Source organism: Micromonospora pattaloongensis, assembly GCF_900107255.1.
GTDB classification, from domain to species: domain Bacteria; phylum Actinomycetota; class Actinomycetes; order Mycobacteriales; family Micromonosporaceae; genus Micromonospora_I; species Micromonospora_I pattaloongensis.
In genome coordinates, this window is the sequence record NZ_FNPH01000002.1 from 59,387 (window position 1) to 80,675 (window position 21,289).

General features: G+C 72.6%; 15 protein-coding genes and 1 pseudogene. 4 read left to right on the forward strand and 12 right to left on the reverse strand.

Annotated elements, in window-relative coordinates:
* Window positions 1–4: 4 nt before the first annotated feature.
* From BLW47_RS06270 to BLW47_RS06290, 5 genes and pseudogenes are all read right to left on the reverse strand, one after another.
* Entirely contained in the window at window positions 5–604 is a 600-nt protein-coding gene (locus tag BLW47_RS06270) for a GTP-binding protein (RefSeq protein WP_091552807.1), read from the reverse strand.
* On the reverse strand, window positions 585–953 hold the full coding sequence (locus BLW47_RS06275) for a DUF742 domain-containing protein (protein WP_091552810.1): 369 nt from the start codon (window positions 951–953) through the stop codon (window positions 585–587). The genes BLW47_RS06270 and BLW47_RS06275 overlap by 20 nt, the downstream gene beginning before the upstream one ends.
* Before the next feature lie 22 nt (window positions 954–975).
* Complete coding sequence (locus BLW47_RS06280; RefSeq protein WP_091552813.1) at window positions 976–1,431, reverse strand: roadblock/LC7 domain-containing protein; 456 nt, start codon at window positions 1,429–1,431, stop codon at window positions 976–978.
* Window positions 1,431–3,845: a sensor histidine kinase gene (locus BLW47_RS06285; RefSeq protein ID WP_175543518.1), complete on the reverse strand. Its 2,415-nt coding sequence runs from the start codon at window positions 3,843–3,845 to the stop codon at window positions 1,431–1,433. Before BLW47_RS06285 ends, BLW47_RS06280 begins: the two co-directional genes overlap by 1 nt.
* Window positions 3,846–4,129: 284 nt before the next feature.
* Window positions 4,130–4,693: pseudogene (locus tag BLW47_RS06290) on the reverse strand (snapalysin family zinc-dependent metalloprotease); the annotation flags it as partial.
* 177 nt (window positions 4,694–4,870) lie between these two features.
* On the opposite strand from BLW47_RS06290, the gene BLW47_RS06295 reads away from it, so the two are divergent.
* Window positions 4,871–6,343: an MFS transporter gene (locus BLW47_RS06295; protein WP_245736464.1), complete on the forward strand. Its 1,473-nt coding sequence runs from the start codon at window positions 4,871–4,873 to the stop codon at window positions 6,341–6,343.
* A gap of 46 nt (window positions 6,344–6,389) precedes the next feature.
* On the opposite strand, the gene BLW47_RS06300 is transcribed toward BLW47_RS06295, so the two are convergent.
* From BLW47_RS06300 to BLW47_RS06310, 3 genes are all read right to left on the reverse strand, one after another.
* Window positions 6,390–7,652, reverse strand: coding sequence for an EAL and HDOD domain-containing protein (locus BLW47_RS06300; protein WP_245736466.1), 1,263 nt, complete (start codon window positions 7,650–7,652; stop codon window positions 6,390–6,392).
* Between the two features lie 84 nt (window positions 7,653–7,736).
* Window positions 7,737–9,311 (reverse strand): GGDEF domain-containing protein, encoded by a 1,575-nt coding sequence (locus BLW47_RS06305; protein ID WP_091552819.1) that lies wholly within the window; start codon window positions 9,309–9,311, stop codon window positions 7,737–7,739.
* A gap of 357 nt (window positions 9,312–9,668) precedes the next feature.
* Window positions 9,669–12,836, reverse strand: coding sequence for a M36 family metallopeptidase (locus BLW47_RS06310; protein WP_091552822.1), 3,168 nt, complete (start codon window positions 12,834–12,836; stop codon window positions 9,669–9,671).
* Window positions 12,837–12,975: 139 nt separating this feature from the next.
* On the opposite strand from BLW47_RS06310, the gene BLW47_RS06315 reads away from it, so the two are divergent.
* Complete coding sequence (locus tag BLW47_RS06315) at window positions 12,976–13,635, forward strand: DUF6766 family protein (protein WP_091552825.1); 660 nt, start codon at window positions 12,976–12,978, stop codon at window positions 13,633–13,635.
* 97 nt (window positions 13,636–13,732) lie between these two features.
* Here the strand turns inward: BLW47_RS06315 and BLW47_RS06320 are convergent, their stop codons facing one another.
* Both BLW47_RS06320 and BLW47_RS06325 read right to left on the reverse strand, forming a co-directional pair.
* On the reverse strand, window positions 13,733–14,392 hold the full coding sequence (locus BLW47_RS06320; RefSeq protein WP_175543519.1) for a SemiSWEET family transporter: 660 nt from the start codon (window positions 14,390–14,392) through the stop codon (window positions 13,733–13,735).
* A gap of 81 nt (window positions 14,393–14,473) precedes the next feature.
* Window positions 14,474–14,788, reverse strand: coding sequence for a hypothetical protein (locus BLW47_RS06325; RefSeq protein WP_091554536.1), 315 nt, complete (start codon window positions 14,786–14,788; stop codon window positions 14,474–14,476).
* A gap of 163 nt (window positions 14,789–14,951) precedes the next feature.
* Here BLW47_RS06325 and BLW47_RS06330 point away from each other — a divergent pair, with 163 nt between their 5' ends.
* Together BLW47_RS06330 and ligD are read left to right on the forward strand one after the other, a co-directional pair.
* Window positions 14,952–15,998, forward strand: a complete 1,047-nt coding sequence (locus BLW47_RS06330) for an ATP-dependent DNA ligase (protein WP_217634794.1) — start codon at window positions 14,952–14,954, stop codon at window positions 15,996–15,998.
* Window positions 15,983–16,882, forward strand: coding sequence for a non-homologous end-joining DNA ligase (gene ligD, locus BLW47_RS06335; protein ID WP_091552829.1), 900 nt, complete (start codon window positions 15,983–15,985; stop codon window positions 16,880–16,882). The genes BLW47_RS06330 and ligD overlap by 16 nt, the downstream gene beginning before the upstream one ends.
* Here the strand turns inward: ligD and BLW47_RS06340 are convergent, their stop codons facing one another.
* The gene (locus tag BLW47_RS06340) at window positions 16,883–18,952 is read right to left on the reverse strand and encodes a glycoside hydrolase family 65 protein (RefSeq protein ID WP_091552831.1); all 2,070 of its coding nucleotides are present in this window, start codon (window positions 18,950–18,952) and stop codon (window positions 16,883–16,885) included.
* Window positions 18,945–21,272, reverse strand: a complete 2,328-nt coding sequence (locus tag BLW47_RS06345) for a glycoside hydrolase family 31 protein (RefSeq protein WP_139307170.1) — start codon at window positions 21,270–21,272, stop codon at window positions 18,945–18,947. The genes BLW47_RS06340 and BLW47_RS06345 overlap by 8 nt, the downstream gene beginning before the upstream one ends.
* Window positions 21,273–21,289: the final 17 nt, after the last annotated feature.

A 21,289-nucleotide genomic window follows, 5' to 3' on the forward strand; every position in this document is an offset into this window, starting at 1 on the left:
ACGCTCACCGCTGCGTCCGCCGGATCAACTCCTCCATGAACGTTATCAGCACGTCCTTTGTGGAGGCGCGGTCCCGGGCGTCACAGAGCATTACCACGACGTCGTCGTCCAGGTCGAGCGCGATCCGCACGTCGGCCGGCTCGTAGCGGCGCGCGCCGTCAAAGCAGTTCACCGCGACGATGAACGGGATCCCCCGCTTCTCGAAGTAGTCGATCGACGGAAAACTGTCGTCGAGGCGCCGGGTGTCGACGAGCACCACCGCGCCGAGCGCGCCCAACGCCAGCTCGTCCCAGACGAACCAGAACCGGTCCTGCCCCGGCGTGCCGAACAGGTAGAGGATCAGCGTCTCGCTGAGCGTGATCCGGCCGAAGTCCAGCGCGACGGTGGTGGTGTGTTTTCCCTCCACACCGGACAGATCGTCGACGCCGATGCTCTCGGCGGTGATCAGCTCCTCCGTCCGCAGCGGTTCCACCTCGCTGACCGACCCGACCATGGTGGTCTTACCGGCGCCGAAGCCGCCGGCGATGAGGATCTTCACCGCCGTCGGCAACTCCCGCGTCGCGGGATCGCCGCCGACGCTGTCGTCAGAGTGCGCGTAGGCCATCGGCCACCGCCTTCAGGATCGTGAGGTGGGGGGTGGAGACCGCGCCGGCCGCGGCGCGCACGATCAGCGCGCCCCGGCCCCGCAGGTCGTCGAGGAGGACCCGGACCACGCCCGCCGGGAGGTTGACGCGGGCGGCGATCTCCGCCACCGAGACGGGTCGGGCGGCCAGCTCCAGAATGGACAGGTGCTCCGGCTCCCACGCCTCCTCGGGGCGGGGCGGCCGGGCCGCCACCACGAGGGTGATGAGGTCGAAGTCGGTCGCCGGCCGGGTGCGACCGTGGGTCATCGCGTACGGCCGCACGAGCGACCGTTCCGGCTCCTCCTCCGCCTCCCGGCCCGGCTGCGTCATCGCGGGTCCCGGCTGCCCGGCATCACGCCGTCCCCTGCTGCTGGAAGAGCGGGTCGGCGTCCGGCCGCGGCTGCCGCAGCGGCGTCCGTGAGGCGGTGGCGAGGTTCTTTCCGACCCGCTGGATGAGCAGGTTCATCTCGAACGCCACCAGCCCCACGTCGCAGGCGGGAGCCGCCACGACTGCGAGGTTGGCGCCGTAACCGGCGGCGGTCACGAACAGGAAGCCGGTGTCGAGCTCGACGACGGTCTGCCGTACCGATCCGTTCTCGAAGTGCCGGCCGGCGCCCCGGGCGAGGCTGGAGAAGCCGGAGGCCACGGCGGAGAGGTGCTCGGCGTCGGCGCGCTCCAGGCCGGCCGAGGCCGCGATCAGCAGCCCGTCCGCGGACAACAGGACCGCGTGCCGGATGTCCGCGACGCGTTGGACCAGATCCTCCAGCAGCCAGTTCAAGTCGCTAACCGCGTTCGTACGCTGGACCATCAACTCTCCTCGTCGGCGTGGCCGGCCTCGGCCGTACTCGTGCTGTCCGGTGTGGGCGGCAGGTCAGCGTCGTCGGTGATCTGCCCGCGCCCGCGCGCGGTGCCGCGCTGGTAGGCGCTCATCATCCGGCGGATCTCCTCCGGCGACCGGGCCGGTTGCAGCGGCTGGGCCTCGGGCGGCGTCGGCCGCGTCGCGTCCCGCAGCCCGGGGGCGAGCCGCGCCTGGCGCACCCGGACGGGCAGGCCGAGGTGGGTCTTGTCCGGTTGCGGCTCGGCCGCGGGCCCGGAGCCGGGCCCGGTGGAGCCGGAGGGGGCGGCCGGGCCGGTGCGTTGCGCGGGCGGGCGCGGGGCGGTGCGGTGGCCCGGGTCCACGCTGCGCAGCGGCGGCGTGTAGACCGGGACCGCCACCGTGTCCACGTCGACGGTCGCCCGGTCGTCGCCGGTCGCGGCCGCGCGCACCCCTGCCCCGACCGGGACCCGCTCCTCCGGCTCCGCGTCGCCGGTGGCGGCGCCGGCCGGCGTCGGGGCTTCGACGGCATCGTCGCGCCCCAGCCGGTGCTCCGCGCCGGCCTCGGCGACCAGGTGCGGCGGCACCAGCACGATCGCCGTGATGCCGCCGTACGGCGACTGCCGCAGCGACACCCTGATGCCGTGCCGGGACGCGATCCGGGCGACGACGAACATCCCCAGCCGCGGGGTGTCGCTCAGCGCCAGCACGTTGAACTCCGGCGGGTCGGTGAGCCATCCGTTGGCCGCGGCCAGGTCGGTCTCGGACATCCCCAGCCCGCGGTCGTCGACCTCGATCGCGAAGCCGTGCGGCACCATCTGGCCGGAGACCTGCACGGTGGTGTGCGGCGGCGAGAACGCGGTGGCGTTGTCGATCAGCTCGGCGACCAGGTGAATGACGTCGGAGACGACCGCGCCGTCCAGCAGCACCGGCGGGATCGGCAGCACCCGGACCCGCTCGTAGTGCTCGGCCTCGGAGGCCGCGCCCCGCAGCACCTCCTGCATCCCGACCGGCTTGCCCCAGTTGCGGCCGGCCCGGCCGCCGCCGAGGATCACGAGGTTCTCGGCGTAGCGCCGCATCCGGGTCGCCAGGTGGTCCACCTGGAACAGGTCGGCCAACTCCTCCGGGTCGACCGTCTTGCGCTCCATCACGTCGAGCAGGCCGAGCTGCTTCTTCACCAGCGTCTGGCTGCGCCGCGCGATGTTGAGGAAGACGTTGCGGATGCCGGCGCGCAGCTGCGCCTGCTCGACCGCGGTGGCGATCGCCGTGCGGCGCACGGTGTTGAACGCGTCGCCGACCTCGCCGATCTCGTCCGCGCTGCGGCGCAGGACCGGCGCCTCCGCCTCGACGTCGACCTCCTCGCCGTGCCGAAGCCGGTCGACCACCGCCGGCAGCTGCGTGTCGGCCAGGGCGTGCGCGTCCGCGCTGAGGTCGCGCAGCCGGTTGGCGAGCCGGCGGGCGATCCGCACCGAGACGAGCACGGTGGCGACGACCGCGATCAGCCCGATCAGGGCGGCGACCAGGATGCGCGCGAAGATCAGGTACGCGGGCGCCTTGGCGTGCTCCTCGACGTGAACGGCGAGGTCGAGCTGAAAGTCGGAGAGCTGGGCGAGCGCGGCGGCGTTCTGCTCCCGCCACCGGTTCGCGTCGACCGGGATCCGGCCCGCTCCGCCGGTCGCGATCGCCGCGTTCTCCATCCGGGCCAGCCAGGGGTACGGCTCCTTGGCGAAGTTGGCGTCCATCTCCCGCCGGTACAGGCCGGTCATCTGGACGTACGCCTCGTGGTACTCGGCGCGCATCAACCCGACGGCCTGGACGAACTGGACGTAGCTGTCGTCGGTGAAGCCGCGGGCGGCGAGTGCGTTGGCCAGTACGGCGTCGGCGCGCGCCCGCAGCTCGCGCGCGTGCGCCAACCGCTGCAACGCCCGTCCCTCGGCGGAGACCTCGTCGTCGGGGAAGCTCGCCACGGCCGCGTAGAGCGGGGTGATCGGATCGACGATGTCGGTGAAGCCCGCCATCAGCGCGACCGGGGCGACGCTGCGACCATCTACATCGGACCGCAGCGCCGCGAGCCCGTCCAACGCGGCGAGTTGGACGCGCGCCAGCCGCATCACGCGCTCGGGCGTGATGCGCTGCACGTCGTCGCGGGCCATCGCCGACCGCCACGCGTCGACCTTCTGGTCGACGAGGGTGCGGGACCGGATCAGATGGGTGCGGTTCTCCACCGAAGGATCGGCCAGGAAGACCATCGAGTCCCGCCGTTCGCCCTGGATCGCGCCGAGGATCTCCTCGGCCGGCGCGGCGAACTCCGTGATCAGCCGCCCCTGGTTCAGCAGTCGGTACCCGTCGCCCACTGTGAGGTAGGTGGCGAAGCCCCAGAGCGCCAGCAGCGAGATCATCGGAATCATGACTAGAGTCAGGAGCTGGCTACGAATGGGACGAACCCGAGAGGCCATCAGATACTCGTCTCCGCGGCGTGGAGGGGAAGCGCAGCCGGTCAGAACGCGCTAAAGATCGCGCAACCGACGTCATGGTACAGACCGGCCAGATCGCGGGGAATCCCACTGCCACAACGGATTCGCGCATTCTCGGCGAACGTCCGACCGCCGCGCGGTAACACGGGGACGGCCGATGCCCGCCGGGGCGGGCATCGGCCGTCTGCGATCCGACGACAGCGTCGCGGGCGCTACCTGGCCCCGCTCCACGTGTAGCCGCCCGCCACCGCGGTCACCGCGCGCGACGCCGCGGCGGTCCCGGCAAAGAGCGCGTCCACCCGGGCCGCCTCGGCGGCGTTCGGGTACGCGTTGCGGCACGAGACCGGGGCGCTGCTGCCCGACATCAGGTCGGAGCAGAGGCCGGTGCGCCGGTCGGGCAGCCCCAGGATGTGCCCGAGTTCGTGGGTGGCGATCCGCGTGCGGTCGTACCCCTGGTTCACCGCCTGCCAGCCCATCCAGACCCGCCCGGCGCCGAGGCCGGTCACCTGCGCGCGGGGCCAGCCGCTGTCGACGTAGATGGTGACGCTGGCCGGGCTGCCGGCCTGCAGGCGCACGTTGCGCACGCTGCTGTTCCAGATCTGCGCGGCCTGGTGGAAGTTGGTGGCGAACTCCCCGGCGCGACTCGCGTCGTAGTACACGGTGCGGGCCGCGACCGAGACGTCGGCGGCGGCGACCCCGGGCGTGACGGTCTGGGTGCCGAGCGCCGCCAGCACGGCCGCCAGCATGCCGAGTACGCCGCGGAGAGCGCTTCGTCTGAGCATGACGAACTCCTTCGGGAGGCAGGAGCGGGGCGCGAGCGCGCCCGCCATCGATGCCGGTTAATTTAGGCGGCCCGATCCCGCGGCGGCGCATACCAGTTGCCCCATACCGGCGGTTTGCTCCGCGCCCCTACGGGAAAGCGCGGCACGTCGTGGCGGGCGAGCGACGGGGGCGACGGCGTGGGCACTGGGGGCGAGAACGCGACGGTGCGGACCAACGTCCCCGCCCGGCTCGACCGGCTGCCGTGGTCGCGTTGGCACCTCATGATCGTCATCGGTCTCGGGACCGTGTGGATCCTCGACGGCCTCGAGGTCACGATCGTGGGCAACCTCTCCGGCGCCCTGGCGGCGCCCGGCAGCGGGCTGTCGATCACACAGTCCCAGGTCACCGGCGTCGCCGCCGCGCTCTACGTCGCCGGCGCCTGCACCGGTGCGCTCTTCTTCGGCTGGCTGACCGACCGGTACGGCCGGAAGAAACTCTTCATCGTCACTCTCGCCCTGTACCTCACCGCGACGGCGCTGACCGCGTTCTCCTTCAGCGCCTGGTGGTTCTTCCTCTTCCGGTTCCTCACCGGCGTCGGCATCGGCGGCGAGTACGCGGCGGTCAACTCCGCCGTCGACGAGCTGATCCCGTCGCGCTACCGCGGACGGATCGACATCATCATCAACGGGACGTTCTGGCTCGGCGCCGGCATCGGCGCGCTGCTGACCGTGCCGCTGATCACCGGCCTGCCCGGGAACGTCGGCTGGCGGGTCGCGTTCGGCCTGGGCGTCGTCTTCGGCGCGGTCATCCTGCTGGTCCGCCGGAACGTGCCCGAGAGTCCACGGTGGCTGTTCATCCACGGCGGCGACCGCGAGGCCGAACGGGTGGTCCGGGAGATCGAGGACGACGTCCGCGAGGAGACCGGCGAACGGCTCGACAACCCCGACAAGTACCTCACCATCCACCAGCGCCGCACGATCGGCTTCCTGGAGATCGGCCGGACGCTCTTCCGGCGCTACCCGCACCGCTCCGCGGTCGGCTTCGCGCTCTTCGTCGGGCAGGCGTTCCTCTACAACGCCATCACCTTCGGCTTCGCGCAGATCCTGCAGACCTTCTTCGACGTGCCGGCGGGCAGCACGGGCTGGTACTTCGCCGTGATCGCGCTCGGCAACCTGCTGGGCCCGCTGCTGCTCGCGCCGCTCTTCGACACCGTCGGGCGCAAGGTGATGATCTCCGGTACGTACGTCCTCTCCGGCCTGCTGCTCTTCGGCACCGCGCTGCTGTTCCAAGCGGGCACGCTGAACGCCACCACAATGACGGCGTGCTGGTGGATCGTGCTCTTCTTCGCCTCCGCGGGCGCGAGCTCCGCGTACCTCACGGTGAGCGAGATCTTCCCGATGGAGACCCGGGCGCTCGCGATCGCCTTCTTCTACGCGATCGGCACCGCGGCCGGCGGCATCAGCGGGCCGCTGCTCTTCTCCCGGCTGGTCGGCACCGGCCGGGTCGGCGACACCGCGCTCGCGTTCTGCGTCGGGGCCACCCTGATGATCATAGCCGGGCTGGTGGAGGCGGTCCTCGGCGTCAAGGCCGAACGCAAGAGCCTCGAGGAGATCGCCGAGCCGCTGACGAGCGAAGCGGAGGAGCAGAGCGGCACCGCCCTGCGCCGTTGACCCCCGGCACCAGCCGTGGGTCCGGCGCCCCGATCGGCGCCGCGCGTCAGTTCGCGGCGGCGGCGGGGCGGGGCGGCGCGGTGTCCGACAGCCCGGCCATCGCCCGGGTTGACCAGCCGACGGCCGCCAGGAAGCTGCGGGCCAGCCGGTCCGGGTCGACCCCGGTCGCGATGATCGGACCGGCGTCGCCGCCCTCGTACGCCCGGATGATCTGCAGCACCGGCCCCAGCGGGCCACCGCCGTCCACCAGCGCGCGCGCCGTGTCGGCGGCGAGCGGAAGCTGGTCGACCAGCCGCGAGGCCGGCATCCCGAGCAGGTCCGCGATCCGGTCCAACAGCCCGACCGTGAACGCCTGATCCGTCGGCTGCCCCAGCTGCTCGGCGACCAGCTGGCACATCCGCGCCCGCGTCACCGCCTGCGCGATCTGCACCTCGTCGGCGTCGACCAGGTCGCTCAGCGCCATCAGCGACACCCACTGACGCACCTGTGCGATGCCCAACATCATCACGGCCTCGTGCACGGACGAGACCTTGTAGCGGATGCCGCCGGCCACGGAGTTCGTCACCTGCAACAGCCGCAGCGACAACGCCGGATCGCGGGTCACCATCGACACCACCTCGGTGATCTCGACGTCCGGACGCAGCAGCGCGGCCATCAGCTGCACCCGCCCCAGCCGCGACGGCGAGAGCGTCTGCAGGGAGAGGACCTGCGGCCGCCCGAGCAGGTAACCCTGGACCAGCTCGCACCCGAGGCTCCTGGCGAAGACCAGATCGTCGTCGGTCTCCACCTTCTCGGCGAGCAGGCGCACGTTCGGGTACGCCCGGCACTGCCGCGCGATGCTGCGCAGCGTCTCCCGGTCCGTGGCCATCAGGTCGAGCTTCACGTACGTCGCCAGGTCCAGCAGCCGCTCATGGCCGCTGCCCCAGACGAAGTCGTCGAGCGCGATCTCGTACCCGCGCTCCACCAGCTGCGCCAGCCCGGCGACGACCTCGTCGTCCACGTCCATCATCTCGAGCACCTCGAGCACCACCTGCCCGGGCCCGAACGGCAACGGCAACTCCCCCACGAGAAAACTGCGGGTGGTGTTGATGAAGCACCGCTTATCGCCGACCAGCTCCCCGACCCCGAACTCGGTGAACGCCCGGACGATCACCTGGCCCGTCGCGTACGACCCGTTCTGGTCGGCGACCAGCGCCATGCCGCTGCGGAACAGCAGCTCGTAACCGATCAGCTCCCGATCCATGTTCCAGATCGGCTGCCGGCCGACGTGGACCAGCTGCGTGGTGGGTGGCTCAGATGGAGACGTCACGCCCTCGTCATCGGCCGTTTCCGCCGGATCCTGAGCATTCACGTCGACGATGCGCCCGCGCGTCACCCGGCCGGGGAGCTGGCGTTACCGGGCGGCGCCGTCGGCGTCGCTGATCACCCGGTTGCGGCCGTACGCCTTGGCGCGATAGAGGTGCTGATCCGCGCGGCGCAACAACGCGGAGTAGTCGTCGCCGGGCCCGATCTCGCTGACCCCGACGCTCGTGGTGACCGTCAGCCCCGGGCAGAGCGTCGACCAGTCGTGCGCCTCGACCGCGCGCCGCACCCGCTCGCAGTGCTCACGCGCCGCCGGGTCGGCCATCGGCAGGATCAGCAGGAACTCCTCACCGCCGAGCCGCACCGCGTGCCCTTCCGGGCCGGCCATCTCCCGGAAGATCTGCGCCACCGCGCAGAGGACCTGGTCGCCCACGCTGTGCGAGAAGCGGTCGTTGACCTGCTTGAAGTGGTCGAGATCGAGGATCGCCACGCTGACCGGGCCCCGCGTGGCCGCCGGCGTCGCGAGCAGTTCCCCGAGGTGTTCGTCGCTCTTGCGCCGGTTCCACAGGCCGGTCAGCGGATCACGCTCGGCGAGCCGCTGGAACTCCCGGCTCCGGCGGCGCGCCTCCTCGATGCCGAAGACGGCCTGCACCACGGAGGCCGATGCCTCGGCCTGCTGCGAGCGCAGCTGCGTCCACTCGCGGTGGAACGCCTCCATGTGCTCGTACGCCGACCTGTAGTCGCCGACCGATGCGTAGCAGGTCGCCAGCTCCCGCAGCGCCCGCGCCCCCATCTCCGCGGTACGGCTCCGGACGGCGATCTCCCGGCACGACGTCAGCGTCCCGATCGCGGCGTCGACCTCGTCGTTGCGTCGCTGGATCTCCGCGAGCGTGAGCAGGCACCCCGGGATCGCGTCGGAGTCGGTCTCGGCCGCGAACCCCTCCAGCGCGCCGACGATCACGGACCTGGCCTGCTCGGCGTCGCCCGACTCGAGCAGGATCCGGGCGAGCGTGTCGACGCACGACGCGTTGAGCTGCAGCCCGGTCCGCTCGGCGGTCTGCCGCATCCGCTCGACCAGCTCGATCGCGTCGGCCAGCTCGCCGCGCTCGTACTGCACCCACGCCCAGTTGTTCAGGTTCGCGATGATCAGGCCCGGCGAGCCGAGCTCCTCGGTCAGCCGCTGGGCGGACTGGAACCACTCGATCGGGTTCCGGCCCAGCCGGTAGCCGTTGACCTGGATCGCGAACACCACCGCATGCTCGGCGCGCACGCAGAGCGGATCGCCCTCCCCGAGCAGCGCCATCGCCTGCTCGGCGTGCTTGGCCGACTCCCCCGTCGCGCCCAGCCGCCACAACGCCCCGGAGATGACCGCGTGGGCACGGGCGGCGACCACCGGGTCGTCGGCCGACTCCAGCAGCCGCTGCCCGATCCGCGCGCCCTCCGCGGCGCGGTGGGTGCGGTTGAACATGTCGGCGCGGGTGAGCTCGGCGAGGACGACGTACCGGTCGTTGCCGGCCGCGGCCGCCCGGGCCGCCAGCTGGTCGATCCGCTCCGAGAGCCCGTCGTGCTTGGTGTAGAGCGCGGCGAGGAGCTCGGCCAGCTCGGCTTCGAGCTCGACCTCGTCGGGCGGCGCGGCCAGCGCGGCGGCCTCAGCTGACCCGCTCACCGCCGACCTGCCCGGCAGGCATCGCGGTTCTGCGTCGCCCCGGCCATGTGCCACCCCATGTCCCGCACTCTGCGCACTCTAACGGTGCACCGATCGGCATCGACGCCCGCAACGTGAGAAATTTCCCGCGCGCCGGGACGCGTACGCGGGATCGGGAGTCGTCGCGGGGCCCGCGAGCGGCGCTCATGGCCGTCGATGCGATGTCATCGACCGGCGTCGCGGTGCCGTGCCGCGCCGCGCCGGGGCGCGCCGCGCCGGGGCGCATCCTGAGCCGCACCGCCGATCGCCAGCCGCCGGTCAGGGACATGTCCGCGGGCGAACAAGCCCCTGACCGGCGAGCGGAACCGGCGGCCGGGATTACCGCGGGTCGGTCGCGGTGAGGGTGATCGGCACCGCCGCGCCCGACCAGAGCTGGGTCAGCACGTAGCGGGTGCCGCTCGGCAGGGTGCCGGACTCGTCGGCCGCGGACGACGCCGCCGAGCCGACGAGCGCGCACGACTCGTCGTAGAAGTACAGATCAAGGTCGTACGGGGTGGCCCCGCCGCCGCGGACCTCGACCCGGTGCGCGCCGTCGCCGAAGCTGGCCGGCAGCTCCGTGACCCAGCCGTCCGCCCCCTGCGCGGGAGCGGGCGGGACGGCGCACGCCGTCCGGAACGCCGTGGCGGTCACCCCGGTCGCGTCGTCCACGGTGCCGGTCGAGGGGTTGCCGGCGACGATCGTGCCGGCGTCGCTCACCGGCTCGTCCGGCGGCGACGGCGGCAGCGGTTCCACGCCCTGCACGTCCCGGGCGAAGACCTGCAGCTCGGCGACCTGCACGCCGGTCTTGGTCTCGCCGAGCGCGCTGTCGGTCCAGAACCGCAGGTACTGGGCCTGCACCGGCTTGCCCAACCCGAACCGCTTGTAGTGCAGGTCCGGCGCGGTCGGCCGTGGCGTCTGGTAGCCGAACGCGTCCGGGCGGGCCAGCGCGGTGCGCCAGGTGACCCCGTCGGTCGAGGTCTGCAGGGTGAACCCGCGCAGCCCCTCGAACCGGGCGGTGGTGAACGCGCTGACCTGGATGGAGGAGATCTCCGCCGGGGCGGCCAGCTTGATCACCGCATGCCCGGTGCCCGGCGCCGCCGTCCAGCTGCTCGCCTCGGTGTCATCCAGCATCCGCTCCGCGCCGGTCGCGGTCGCCGAGACCACGCTCGCGCCGTCTGCGGTGGCGGCGAGGTTCGGCGCGAGCGCGAACCGCAGCGCCGTGGTGGTCCCGGCGGTCACCCGGACGCCGGTGACCGTGCGGGCGCCGAATCCGGGGGCGGCGACGGTGACCGGGTAGGTGCCGGCGGTGACCGACGCGCCGAAGCCGCCCTCGGCCGACGTGGTGGTCAGCGGCGTGACCCGCGCCTCGAAGACACCGAGCATCACCCGGGCGCCGGCGATCGGCCGGCCGGTGCCCGCGTTGACCACCGTGCCGGTGAGAGTGCCGTTGCGGGCGGGGTTCTGGTGCGTGTACGACGGGACCGGGTCGGTGTCCTCCCCGCCCCGCGTGCTGGCGTACTGCCCGAGACCGCGCTTCGCGAAGGCGCCGAAGACGAGGTCCACGACCGTGTCGTAGTCCGGTCGGCTGTGGTAGCGGTTGTCCAACGCGGTCCGCATCGCGTCCCGCATGTCCACGAAGGACGGATCCGGCGGCGACAGCGGCATCGCGTCGGTGACGATCCGGGCGGCCATCTCACCGCCGGTCGCCTCGCCGAAGCGGGCCACCAGCGCCTTGCGCACGTCCCACAGCATCGCCGTCCAGATCTCGCCGTCGGAGTGCACCTCCGCCCCGCCCAGGTCGTACCCGATGTCGCCGAAACCGGTCGGGTTCGCGTCGTAGTCCCAGTTGCGGATGCCGCGGGTGTCGTTGCCGGTCGCGTACTGGCCGACGACGGCCGTCTTCGCCAGCCCCTTGCCGTACAGGTAGTTCAGCGCGTACCAGTCGCCCCACGCCTCGCCCATCGAGCCGGACTGGTGGGTGTTGAGGGCGTTGTCCTCACCGCCGACGTAGCGGTTGGACAGGCCGTGCGCGTACTCGTGCTCGATGACGGAGGCGTCGAAGTTGCCGTCGGCGTGCGGCCCCTCGAAGGCGTCGTTGATCGGCTCCCAGAGGAACATGCCGCTCCACGGCGGAATGCCATCCGGCAGGGTCAGCATGTAGGCGTTGTCGCGCCCGGTGTAGGTCGGAGAGCCGCCGGTGGCCGCCCCGGCGTGCACCAGCCCGAGGATCGGGTCCCCGCCCTGGCCGCCCCGGTCGCCGTTGTGCAGCTGGAAGTTGCCCGCCGACTCGGTGAACCCGAGCGCGTAGAACTCGTCGTGGATCCGGTTGTGGTGCCAGAACAGGTTCGTCGCCGCGGCGTCGAGGTCCAGCGCGTAGCTCGGCGGGACGGTCTGGCCCTTGGTGCGGGCCCAGTTGGCGCCGTAGGCGTAGTTGAACTGGCCGGTCGGGCTCACCGGGCGCGGCCCCTGGTCCGCGGGGACCAGGTAGTTGGAGTAGTTGGCGTAGGCGTTGGCGTTGTTGCCCACCGTCGTCGGCCCGGCGAGCCCGGCCAGACCCGTCGGGTCCACGTAGCCGGACGGGGACTGCGCGGTCGGCCCGAACGGCCTGATGACCGGGCTGCCGCCGGCCGGGGCGCCGGGATAGTTCTCGTACACGGTGCCCTCGGCGTCGTGCGCCACCAGCGACGCCTGGTAGAGCGTCGCGCCGGTCGCGGCGTCGACCACGGTGTCCCACGCGGCGTCGAGGCCCTTCACGAAGAGCACCCGGTAGGCGGGACGGACACCGTCGGCGACCGGGAACACCGCCTTCTGCACGTAGGACTCGCCGGCGAACGGCCCCTTGGCGAAGACCTGGAAGCCGGCCCGTTCCCCCGCGGCCAGCGCGGTGTACGCCACCCCGGGCGCCAGCCTCCCGACCGCCTTCTGCAGCGCCTGCCCCGGCGTGAGCTGGTGCGCGGCGAGCAGCCGGCCGCCCCGGCTCGGCGCGCCCGCGTACGACAGCACCCGGCCGTCCGCGGCGACCGCCACCCCCAGGTGACCGCCGCGCACGGCGCGCAGTCCGGCGTGACTCTGCGCAAAGTTGATCACCCGGGTGCCGGTGCCGACCAGCTCGTGATCCCGGACGACGGCGAGCGCCGCCACGTCGGCGGCGGAGAACCCGAACGCGTCGCGGTTGGCGTCGATGAAGGACCGGGCGATCGCGACGGCGTCGCCCGAGCGGGGTCCGGTGAGCCAGCCGCCGTCGGCGCGGATGGTGCGCGGCGTGCCGAAGCGCGGATCCCAGCTGACCCGGACGCCGGCACCGGCGGCCCGGACCAGGTCACGGACCGCGGCGAGCTGAGCGTCGGTCGGGCGCACCGCGGCGCCGGCCCGGCGGACGTCGTGTCGGGCCGTCTCCGCGGCGGATCCCGCGGGCCCCGGATCGACGACGGCGCCGGCGGGCACCGGAGTGAGCGCCAGGACGGCGGCGAGGGCCGCGCCGCCGGCGAGATGGTGGCGTATGCGCATGAACGCTCCTGGTGACGGTTGGTGGAGCAGTGTTGCCCTACACATCGCGGATGGTGCGCCGGCCGCAACACACCTCGTTTCGCAGGTCCCCGGTTCGGGGCAAATGGGGTGCCACGAGGGAAGACGTGGAGGGACTGACATGTCTCGGTGGCTCCGGGTGAACGCGCTGTCGGTGGCGATGCTCGGCGCGTTCGTCGTGTTCGTGATCCTGCAGAGCGTGTTCGGGTGGCAGGTCCGCAACGAGGAGCTGCTGCAGTACGGCGCCGCCGCCGACAGCTACCTCGGCTACCTGACCAGCGGGCACTTCGCGGAGGCGCTCTTCGAGAACTGGGAGTCGGAGTTCCTGCAGATGGGGACGTACGTGCTGCTCACGGCGTACCTGGTGCAGCGCGGCTCGGCGGAGTCCAAGCCGGAGGATCAGTCGGACCGACCCGACGACAACCCGGACCACGCCACCGCCGCCTCGCCGTGGCCGGTGCACCTGCGCGGCGTGGCGCTGACGGTCTACCGCAACAGCCTCTCGATCGCCCTGCTGCTGCTGTTCGCGGCGTCGTTCGTGCTGCACGTCATCGGCGGCGCCGCCGAGTACAACGAGCAGCAGGCGCTGGCCAGCGCCGCCCCGCCGATCAGCGCCTGGCAGTTCCTGGCCACCAGCGACTTCTGGTTCCAGTCCATGCAGAACTGGCAGAGCGAGTTCCTCGCGGTCGGCGCGCTGGTCCTGCTCAGCATCGTGCTGCGCCAGCACGCGTCGCCGGAGTCGAAGCCGGTCACCGCGCCGCACAGCATGACCGGCAGCTGAGCTCCCGCGGTTACGCCGTCGCGACGCGCGCGACCACGGTTACGCCGTCGCGACGCGCGCGACCACGGTTACGCCGTCGCGACGCGCGCGACCACGGTTACGCCGTCGCGACGCGCGCGACCACCGGGCGGACCAGCAACCGGCCGGGCGACCCCCACCGCCCCGCGTCCAGCGCGGCGATCACCCGGCGCGGCGGGCACCGCCGGGCCAGCACCGCGGCGGAGAGCACGACGGCGATCAGGGCGTTCGCCCAGACCGGCACCAGACCGAGGGCCAGGCCGTACGCCGTCCAGAGCGAGCCGCTGGTGATCGCGAACAGGTAGGTGGTGGGCGACAGCCCGTCCAGGGGCGCCCCCGAGAACGCGAGCCGCACCTGCGGCACCTGCCGGACGATCGACACGGCGGCCGCCGCGGTCCCGACCGCGGCCACGCCCCCGAGGAGGAACACGAGCCCGATCGCCGCGCCCCAGCCGAGGATGCCCGCCACGGCCCGCCCCACCGGGGCCCCCGCTCGGCGCACGATCAGCGCCACCAGCATCATCGCCGCGACCAGCGTCGGCACGTTGGCCACGATCTGCGTCGGGTCGCCGAGCGTCACGCCGTAGGTGAGCCAGGTCGCCGTCGACAGCAGGCCCAGCACCGCCGACGCGAACGACACCCCGTCGGCGTGCGAGGCGCGCATCAGCCTCACGACCTGGGGAAACGATCCGATGATTCCGATGACGGCGGCGACGAGTCCGAGCACAGCGATAGGCACGTACGGTTCCATCGGCGCGCCCCGGGGACGCCTTAACGATCTTCGTGCCGCCGTCGTGCGAGCCCGATCACACCCGTCGATTCACACCCCGTACACGTCGTCCGGGGCACCGTCGCGCGCTCCCTCCACGAAGCCCCGGAATCCCGGGTCGCCGAAGTCGGCCGGCACCCGGCCGACCCCCTCGCCGGTCGCCTCCGCGACGCCGTCGACGAGCGGCCCGAAGTCGAGCTCGCCGCCGGCGAGCGCCCCGGTCTCGGCCGTGTCCCCCAGCTCGAGCAGGCGCTGCAGGTCGTCCGGGGACGTGCCGGGATCCGTCGCCCACGACAGCCCGATGTCGTACGACTCGTCGTACAGCCCGCGTTGAAGATCGCTCCAACCGGGGTCGTAGTTCCTCACCCTGCGCTCCTTCGGCCGCTCCACCTGAGCATCGGACAGACCGGGCGCAGCCACGGCGCGAATCGTCAAAAGTCCGCGAGCAGAGTACGGCTCCTCCCCGGCGACGACGCGGCGCGCCGTCGCGCCGCGCGAATGCCGCCCCCGTCGCCGGGTATGCCCTGCCGTGGTCCTTGCCTTCGGTCCGCCGGTCGCGCCGATGCTCGCCCGGCTGGTCCGCGAGCTTCCGCAGGGCGCGCTGTGCTACGAGCCGAAGTGGGACGGTTTCCGGTGCCTGGTGTTCCGCGACGGTGACGCCATCGAGCTGCGCAGCCGGCACGACCGGCCGCTGGGGCGGTACTTCCCGGAGGTGTGCGCGGCGCTGCGCGCGCTGCCCGCCCCGTCCTGCGTCCTCGACGGCGAACTCCTGGTCACCCGGGACGGCCGGCACGACTTCGGCGCGCTGCTCGAACGCGTGCATCCGGCGGCCAGCCGGGTGGCCCGGCTCGCCGCCGAGACGCCCGCCTACTACGTCGCGTTCGACCTGCTGGCGCTCGGCGGCAGCGACCTGCGCGACGAGCCGTACCGCGATCGGCGCGGCATGCTCACCTCGGTGCTGGACCGCCCGGACACGCCGGTGACGCTGACGCCGTCGCTGGACGCGGCGACGGTGGCGCGGCGGTGGCTCGGCGGCGAACTGGGCGCCGGCTTCGACGGGGTGATGGCCAAACCGGTGGAGTCCACCTACCAGCCGGGCAGGCGGGGCTGGTGGAAGGTGAAGCCCGAGCGGACCGCGGACTGCGTGGTCGCCGGCTGCCGGGTCGCCGCCGGGTCGGAGGTCAGCTCCCTGCTGCTCGGCCTCTACGACCACGAGGGCATGCTGCGCCACGTCGGCGTCACCGCCGCGTTCGCCCGCGAACAGCGCCGCACGCTGCTGCCGCAGCTGATGGAGCACGCCGTCGAGCTGCGGGCGCACCCCTGGCGCGAGGGGTACGCGCTGGAGGGTGGGCCGGCCGGGCGGCTCGCCGGCTCGGCCGGGCGGTGGACGCCGGCGATGCCGCTGGACTGGATCCCGCTGCGACCGGAGCTGGTGTGCGAGGTGGCGTACGACCGGCCGGACGGCTCGCGGCTGCGGCACCCGGCCCGGTTCCGGCGCTGGCGGCCGGACCGGACGCCGGAGAGCTGCCGGGTCGACCAGCTCACCGAGGCGGTGACCGGGTGGACGACGAGCTGACCGTCTCGGTCGGGGCGCGACGGCTGCGGGTGTCGAGCCTGGAGCGGGTGCTGTATCCGGAGACCGGGTTCAGCAAGGCCGAGCTGATCGACTACTACACGGCGGTCGCCGACGTGGTCCTGCCGCACGTCCGCGGCCACGCGATCACCCTGCACCGCTACCCGAGCGGCGTCGGCGGGCCGCACTTCTACCAGACCCGCTGCCCGCCGCACCCCGACTGGGTGCGCACCGCCACCCTGCACTTCCCGAAGACCGGCAAGACCTTCGAGGCCCCGGTGCTCGACGACGTGGCGGCGCTGGTCTGGGCAGCGAACCTGGCCACCATCGAGCTGCACCCGTTCCTGGCGTGCGCCGAGCGCATCGACCACCCGACGCAGCTCGTCTTCGACCTTGATCCCGGGCCGCCGGCCGGGTTCGGGCAGGCCTGCGCGGTGGCGCTCGAGCTGCGCGGGATGCTCGCCGAGGTGGGGCTGCGGGCGTGGCCGAAGACCTCGGGGCTCAAGGGGCTGCACCTGCACGTGCCGCTCGACGGCGCGGCGACGTACGCGCAGACCAAGGCGTTCGCGCGGGCGGTCGCGGCGACCCTGGCCCGCGCCGCGCCGGGCCGGGTCGTCGACCGGATGGCGCGGGCGCTGCGCGCCGGCAAGGTCTTCATCGACTGGAGCCAGAACGACGCCGGCAAGTCGACGGTCGCGCCGTACTCGCTGCGCGGCGGCGCGAGGCCGACCGTCGCGGCCCCGATCAGCTGGGAGGACGTGGCGGACGCGGCCGAGCGCGACCGGCCGCCTCCGGGCTACGGGCCCGCGGCGGTCCGGCGGCGGCTGGCCGAGCGGGGGGACCTGTTGGCGCCGCTGCTCGCCACGCGCCAGCGGCTCCCGTCCTGACTACCACTCCTCGATCCGCGCCCGCGGCGTGCCGTGCATCGCGGTGAGCGACGCCGGGCGTCCCCGCGTCCAGATCCGGTCGACCCGGATCCCCTCCCAGTCCTGGGGCATCGTGATGGGGCGCTTGCACCAGGCGGCCGGGTCCCCGGCGTGCAGCTTCAGGCCGGTCAGCCCGTAGAGACAGCTGGTGAGGAAGCCGCCGAGGTTGGCGGTGAACGGCACCGGTCGGGGCAGGTCGGGGTAGACGACCGGGCTGAACTCGGTCGTCATGGCGAAGGGTTCGATGACGAACTGCGCGTACCCCTTCTCGAACAGCTCCGCGGCCCGCTGCCGGTCGCCGAGCCGGGCGGCGTACACGCCGAGCAGCGCGGAGAGCATCGGCGACCCCACGTACTTGTCGGCCGAGCGCAGGTGGAACTCCAGCGTCCGCCGCTCGGTCTCGGCGTCGACGTCGAACTCCAGTGGGAAGAGCGCGGCCGCGCCCTCCGGGGTCTCGCCCTTGAGCTCCGCCGGGTCGTGGCCGTCGTGGTTGCGGATCACCTTCGTGTCCGGGTCGATCGGTAGGACCAACGCGTCGGCCAGCGCCTTCCACGACTCCACGATCCGCTTGCCCAGGTCGCGCCCGAGCGACACCGTCTCCCGGAGGGCGAGCACCGCCGACATGTTGACGAACGCACTGTTGTTCACCGTGGTCTTGGTCTCCGCGATCCCGTTGACCCCGCGCATCTCGCAACCGCGCGGCGTGCGCTCGATGCGGCTGTCCAACCACCGCGCCACCGCAGCCATCACCGGCCACGCGCACGTCTCGGCGAACTCAAGGTCCCCGGTCGCGTGCACGAAGCGGGCCATGGCGAGCGCCACGTCCATGCTGACGTGCTCCTCGTTGAACGAGTGCGTCGTCTCCACCGGCGCGGATTCGTGGCCGTGCCGCGGGCTGCTCTCCCAGGGATACTGCGCGCCGGTGTAGCCGCGGGCCTCCGCGTTGGCGACGGCGCCGGAGAGCCGCGAGGAGCGGTAGCGCAGCAGCGCACGGGCCGCGTCCGGATGGATGAGGATCAGCGGCGGCACGCAGAACGTTTCGACGTCCCACATCACGTGGCCGCGGTAGTAGTGGTAGTCGGGCCAGAACGACAGCCCGAACATGTGCGTGCTGGCCGGGGACGACGGGTGCGCCGAGCTGTTCAAGTAGAACAACGCCGCGTCGGCCATCCGCTGCCAGCGTTCCGGCGCGCCGACGAGCTGCACCCGGCTCCGCCACAGCTCCGCCCACGCCGCCCGGTTGTCGGCGCGCAGCGCCTCACACCCACGCACGAAGGCCGCGGTGAGCAGCCGCGCCGCCTGATGCTGCGGCCGACTGTGCCACACGTCCGGCACCATGCTCGCGTAGTGGTGCAGCCGGTACTCGCGCCCCGCCTCCGCGTGGAAGACGTACGAGGTGGAGGTCGGGCCGTCCTTGCCCTCGTTGAACCTCCGGTAGACCTGGTCCGTGCCGAGCAGCTCGGTGCCGTAGGCCAGCCCCAACGACCCCATGTCGCCCGCGCTCTTCCAGAGCATCAGGCAGTCGAGCGGGCCGGGCGGGTGGGACGGGCACATCGGCGGTTCCGCCCAGTAGCCGTTGACACCCTCCCGACTCACCCCGGCGGTGATCTCCAGCTCGCAGTCGCGGTCCACCCGGATCGTCGCCTTCTGAACGGCGATCGTGGGCCGGTTGCGGCTGCAGAACGTGATCAGGGAGAGCTCGACGCGCGCCCCGTCGCCGTCGAAGTCGAAGCGGGTGTGCAACTCCCCGGAGGCGAAGTCCATGCGCTGCTCGCGGAAAACGACCCGGTCGGGGCACTGGGTGACCACGGTCCGGTTGACCCGCATGTCGCCGGCGAGCGGGAACGGCGCCCGCCCGTACGCCTCCAGCCCGGTCGCCTCGTCCATCTTGACGAAGCCGTTCACGGTGGCGACCCCGCCGAGCGGCGGGATCGGACAGAGCCGCAGCCCGATGATCCCGTTGCTGACGTACGCCGGGGTGTATTCGGGTTTCCACTCCCGGACCGGCTCCGGGCTGATCGGTTCAGTCATCGCGCGTCCCCACCGTCCACTCCCGGTCGTCGCGGGCGAGCTGCCGCTCGTGCCCGCCGGTGTCGCCGTGCACCCGGATGCGCACGGTTCGGTCGGGCGGCACGAACTGACCGTCGCGCCGCGCGGTCAGCGTCCCGTCCCGATAGGCGTACCGCGTCCGGGCCCACTCGCCGCGCTCGTGCCCGCGGGTGACACCGTCGTCCTCGTACAGCTCGCCCTCGGCGACGCCCGTCTCGTCCGGAAAGACCTCCAGCCAGAGCGGGTCCAGCGGGCGCTCACCCGTCCACTGCATCACCGGCCCGAGCGGAAGCACCGCGCCACCCCGGACATAGACCGGCGCGTCCCCGTCCAGCGGCGCGTCCACGATCAGCCGGGCCGGCCCGGACTCCACCGCCCCGGAGTGCAGGTGGTACCACCGCCCGGCCGGCAGGTAGACCTCGCGGGAGATCCGGCCGGGCCGCACGACCGGCGCCACCAGCAGGTCGCGGCCGAGCAACGCCTGGTCGTCCCGGACCCGCGCCGCCGGGTCGTCGGCGTGGTGGTAGAGCAGCGGCCGCAGCACCGGCGCGCCGGTGCGGGACGCCTCCTCGAAAACGGTGTAGAGGTAGGGCAGCAGCCGGTACCGCAGCTCCAGCGCGCGCCGGCACACCGCCTCGATCTCGGGTCCCCACACCCAGGGTTCCTGCGGCGCGCACGGTTTCGAGCAGTTGTTGCGGGCATACGGGTAGAAGGCGCCGGCCTGGTACCAGCGGGCCAGCAGCTCGGGCCCGCAGTCGGCGAAGAAGCCGCCGATGTCGGCGCCGGCGAACGGGACCCCGGACAGCCCGAGGTTCTGCAGCTGCGGCAGCGACATCTCCAGGTGCTCCCAGTAGCTGGCGTTGTCCCCGGTCCAGGTCATCGAGTGGCGCTGCATGCCGGCGAAGCCCGCGCGCGAGACGATCAGATACCGTTCGTCGGCCAGCGCCCGCCGCGCCGCCGAGTTGATGGCGCAGTTCTCCAGGTACCCGTAGACGTTGTGCACCTCGGCGTGCGTGGTCCGCTCCTCCGGCGGCCCGTGCGGGGTGTCCAGCGGCGGCTCCATGCGCCGGGCCTGCGGGTCCTCCGGCATCCGGTCCCGCATGGACGGTTCGTTCATGTCGTTGACCAGCACCCGGATGCCGATCCCGATCGACTCCTCGTACCAGCGGGCCCACCAGTCCCGCACCTGCGTCCGCGCGAAGTCGGGGAACGCGCAGAGGCCGGGCCAGACGTACCGCAGCATCAGCCCGTCGCCCTCGGTGAGGAAATATCCCAGCTCCGCCCCCTCCGTGTAGACCGGGTAGCCCCCCTCCGGCTGATACTTGACGCCGACGTTGAGCACCTTCGCCGCGCGCAAGCCCAGCTGTTGGAGCTCCCGCACCAGCCCGGCCGGGTTCGGGAAGCGCCCGGGATCCCAGGTGAACACCCGGTACTCGTGCTGATGGTCGACGTCGATGTAGATCACGTCGGTGGGTATCGCGTCGGCGCGGAGCCGCTGCGCGACCTGGCGGATCTGTTCCGCGGTCGAGTAGCCCCACCGCGAGTGGTGGTAGCCGAGCGCCCAGCGCGGCGGCAACGGCATCCGCCCGGTGAGCAGCGTGTACCGCTCCACCACCTCCGCCGGGGTCGGCCCGGCGATCACGTACTGGTCCAGCTCACCCCCGCAGACGCGGATCACCTGCTGTTCGTGGAGATCGTCGGTCAGGTCGAAGACGCTGCGGTACGTGTTGTTCAGGTATACGCCGCAACAATGACCGTCGGGGTCCATCGCGAGGTAGAACGGGATCGCCTGGTAGAGCTCGTTCGTCCCCGGGCCCTGTTCCTCGAACCGGTCCGTGCACCAGAACTCGTACATCCGGCCGCGCTTGTCGAGCAGGCCCGTGCGGTTGCCGAAACCGAAGTAGTGCTGCCCCCGCGGCATCCGTCGCGTCCACATCGCCGTGCCGTCCGGCTTCCAGGTCGGCCCGCCCTCCGGGCCGTCCTCCACGAGCACCCGGCCGCCGCGCCGGTCGGCGACCGTGACCCGCGCGCCGGCGGGCTCGGCACGCACGGTCAACACGTCCGAGCTGATCTCCACCGTTCCGTCGTCGGAGCCCACGGTGACGTGCGGCGGGGCCAGCTCCTCGTCCGGCGGGACCGGCGACCACGAGCGGCGGGGAGCTAACGCGCCGGTCGGCGCGAACCGGATCCGCGCGATCGCCGGGTGCGGCAGGCTGATCGCCAGCGTCGGCCCGCCGTAGTCGACCAGAACACTGGATCCCAGTTTCCGGTAGCCGCGCAGATCGCCAGGCCGTTCGCTCATTCGCTTAGTTGCCAACC

Excerpts from the sequence above, each read along its gene's own strand:
- BLW47_RS06270 (WP_091552807.1), bottom strand. The coding sequence starts at position 604 with ATGGCCTACGCGCACTCTGACGACAGCGTCGGCGGCGATCCCGCGACG.
- BLW47_RS06285 (WP_175543518.1), bottom strand. The coding sequence starts at position 3,845 with ATGATTCCGATGATCTCGCTGCTGGCGCTCTGGGGCTTCGCCACCTAC.
- BLW47_RS06310 (WP_091552822.1), bottom strand. The coding sequence starts at position 12,836 with ATGCGCATACGCCACCATCTCGCCGGCGGCGCGGCCCTCGCCGCCGTC.
- BLW47_RS06275 (WP_091552810.1), bottom strand. The coding sequence starts at position 953 with ATGACGCAGCCGGGCCGGGAGGCGGAGGAGGAGCCGGAACGGTCGCTC.
- BLW47_RS06340 (WP_091552831.1), bottom strand. The coding sequence starts at position 18,952 with ATGACTGAACCGATCAGCCCGGAGCCGGTCCGGGAGTGGAAACCCGAA.
- BLW47_RS06315 (WP_091552825.1), top strand. The coding sequence starts at position 12,976 with ATGTCTCGGTGGCTCCGGGTGAACGCGCTGTCGGTGGCGATGCTCGGC.
- BLW47_RS06280 (WP_091552813.1), bottom strand. The coding sequence starts at position 1,431 with ATGGTCCAGCGTACGAACGCGGTTAGCGACTTGAACTGGCTGCTGGAG.
- BLW47_RS06345 (WP_139307170.1), bottom strand. The coding sequence starts at position 21,272 with ATGAGCGAACGGCCTGGCGATCTGCGCGGCTACCGGAAACTGGGATCC.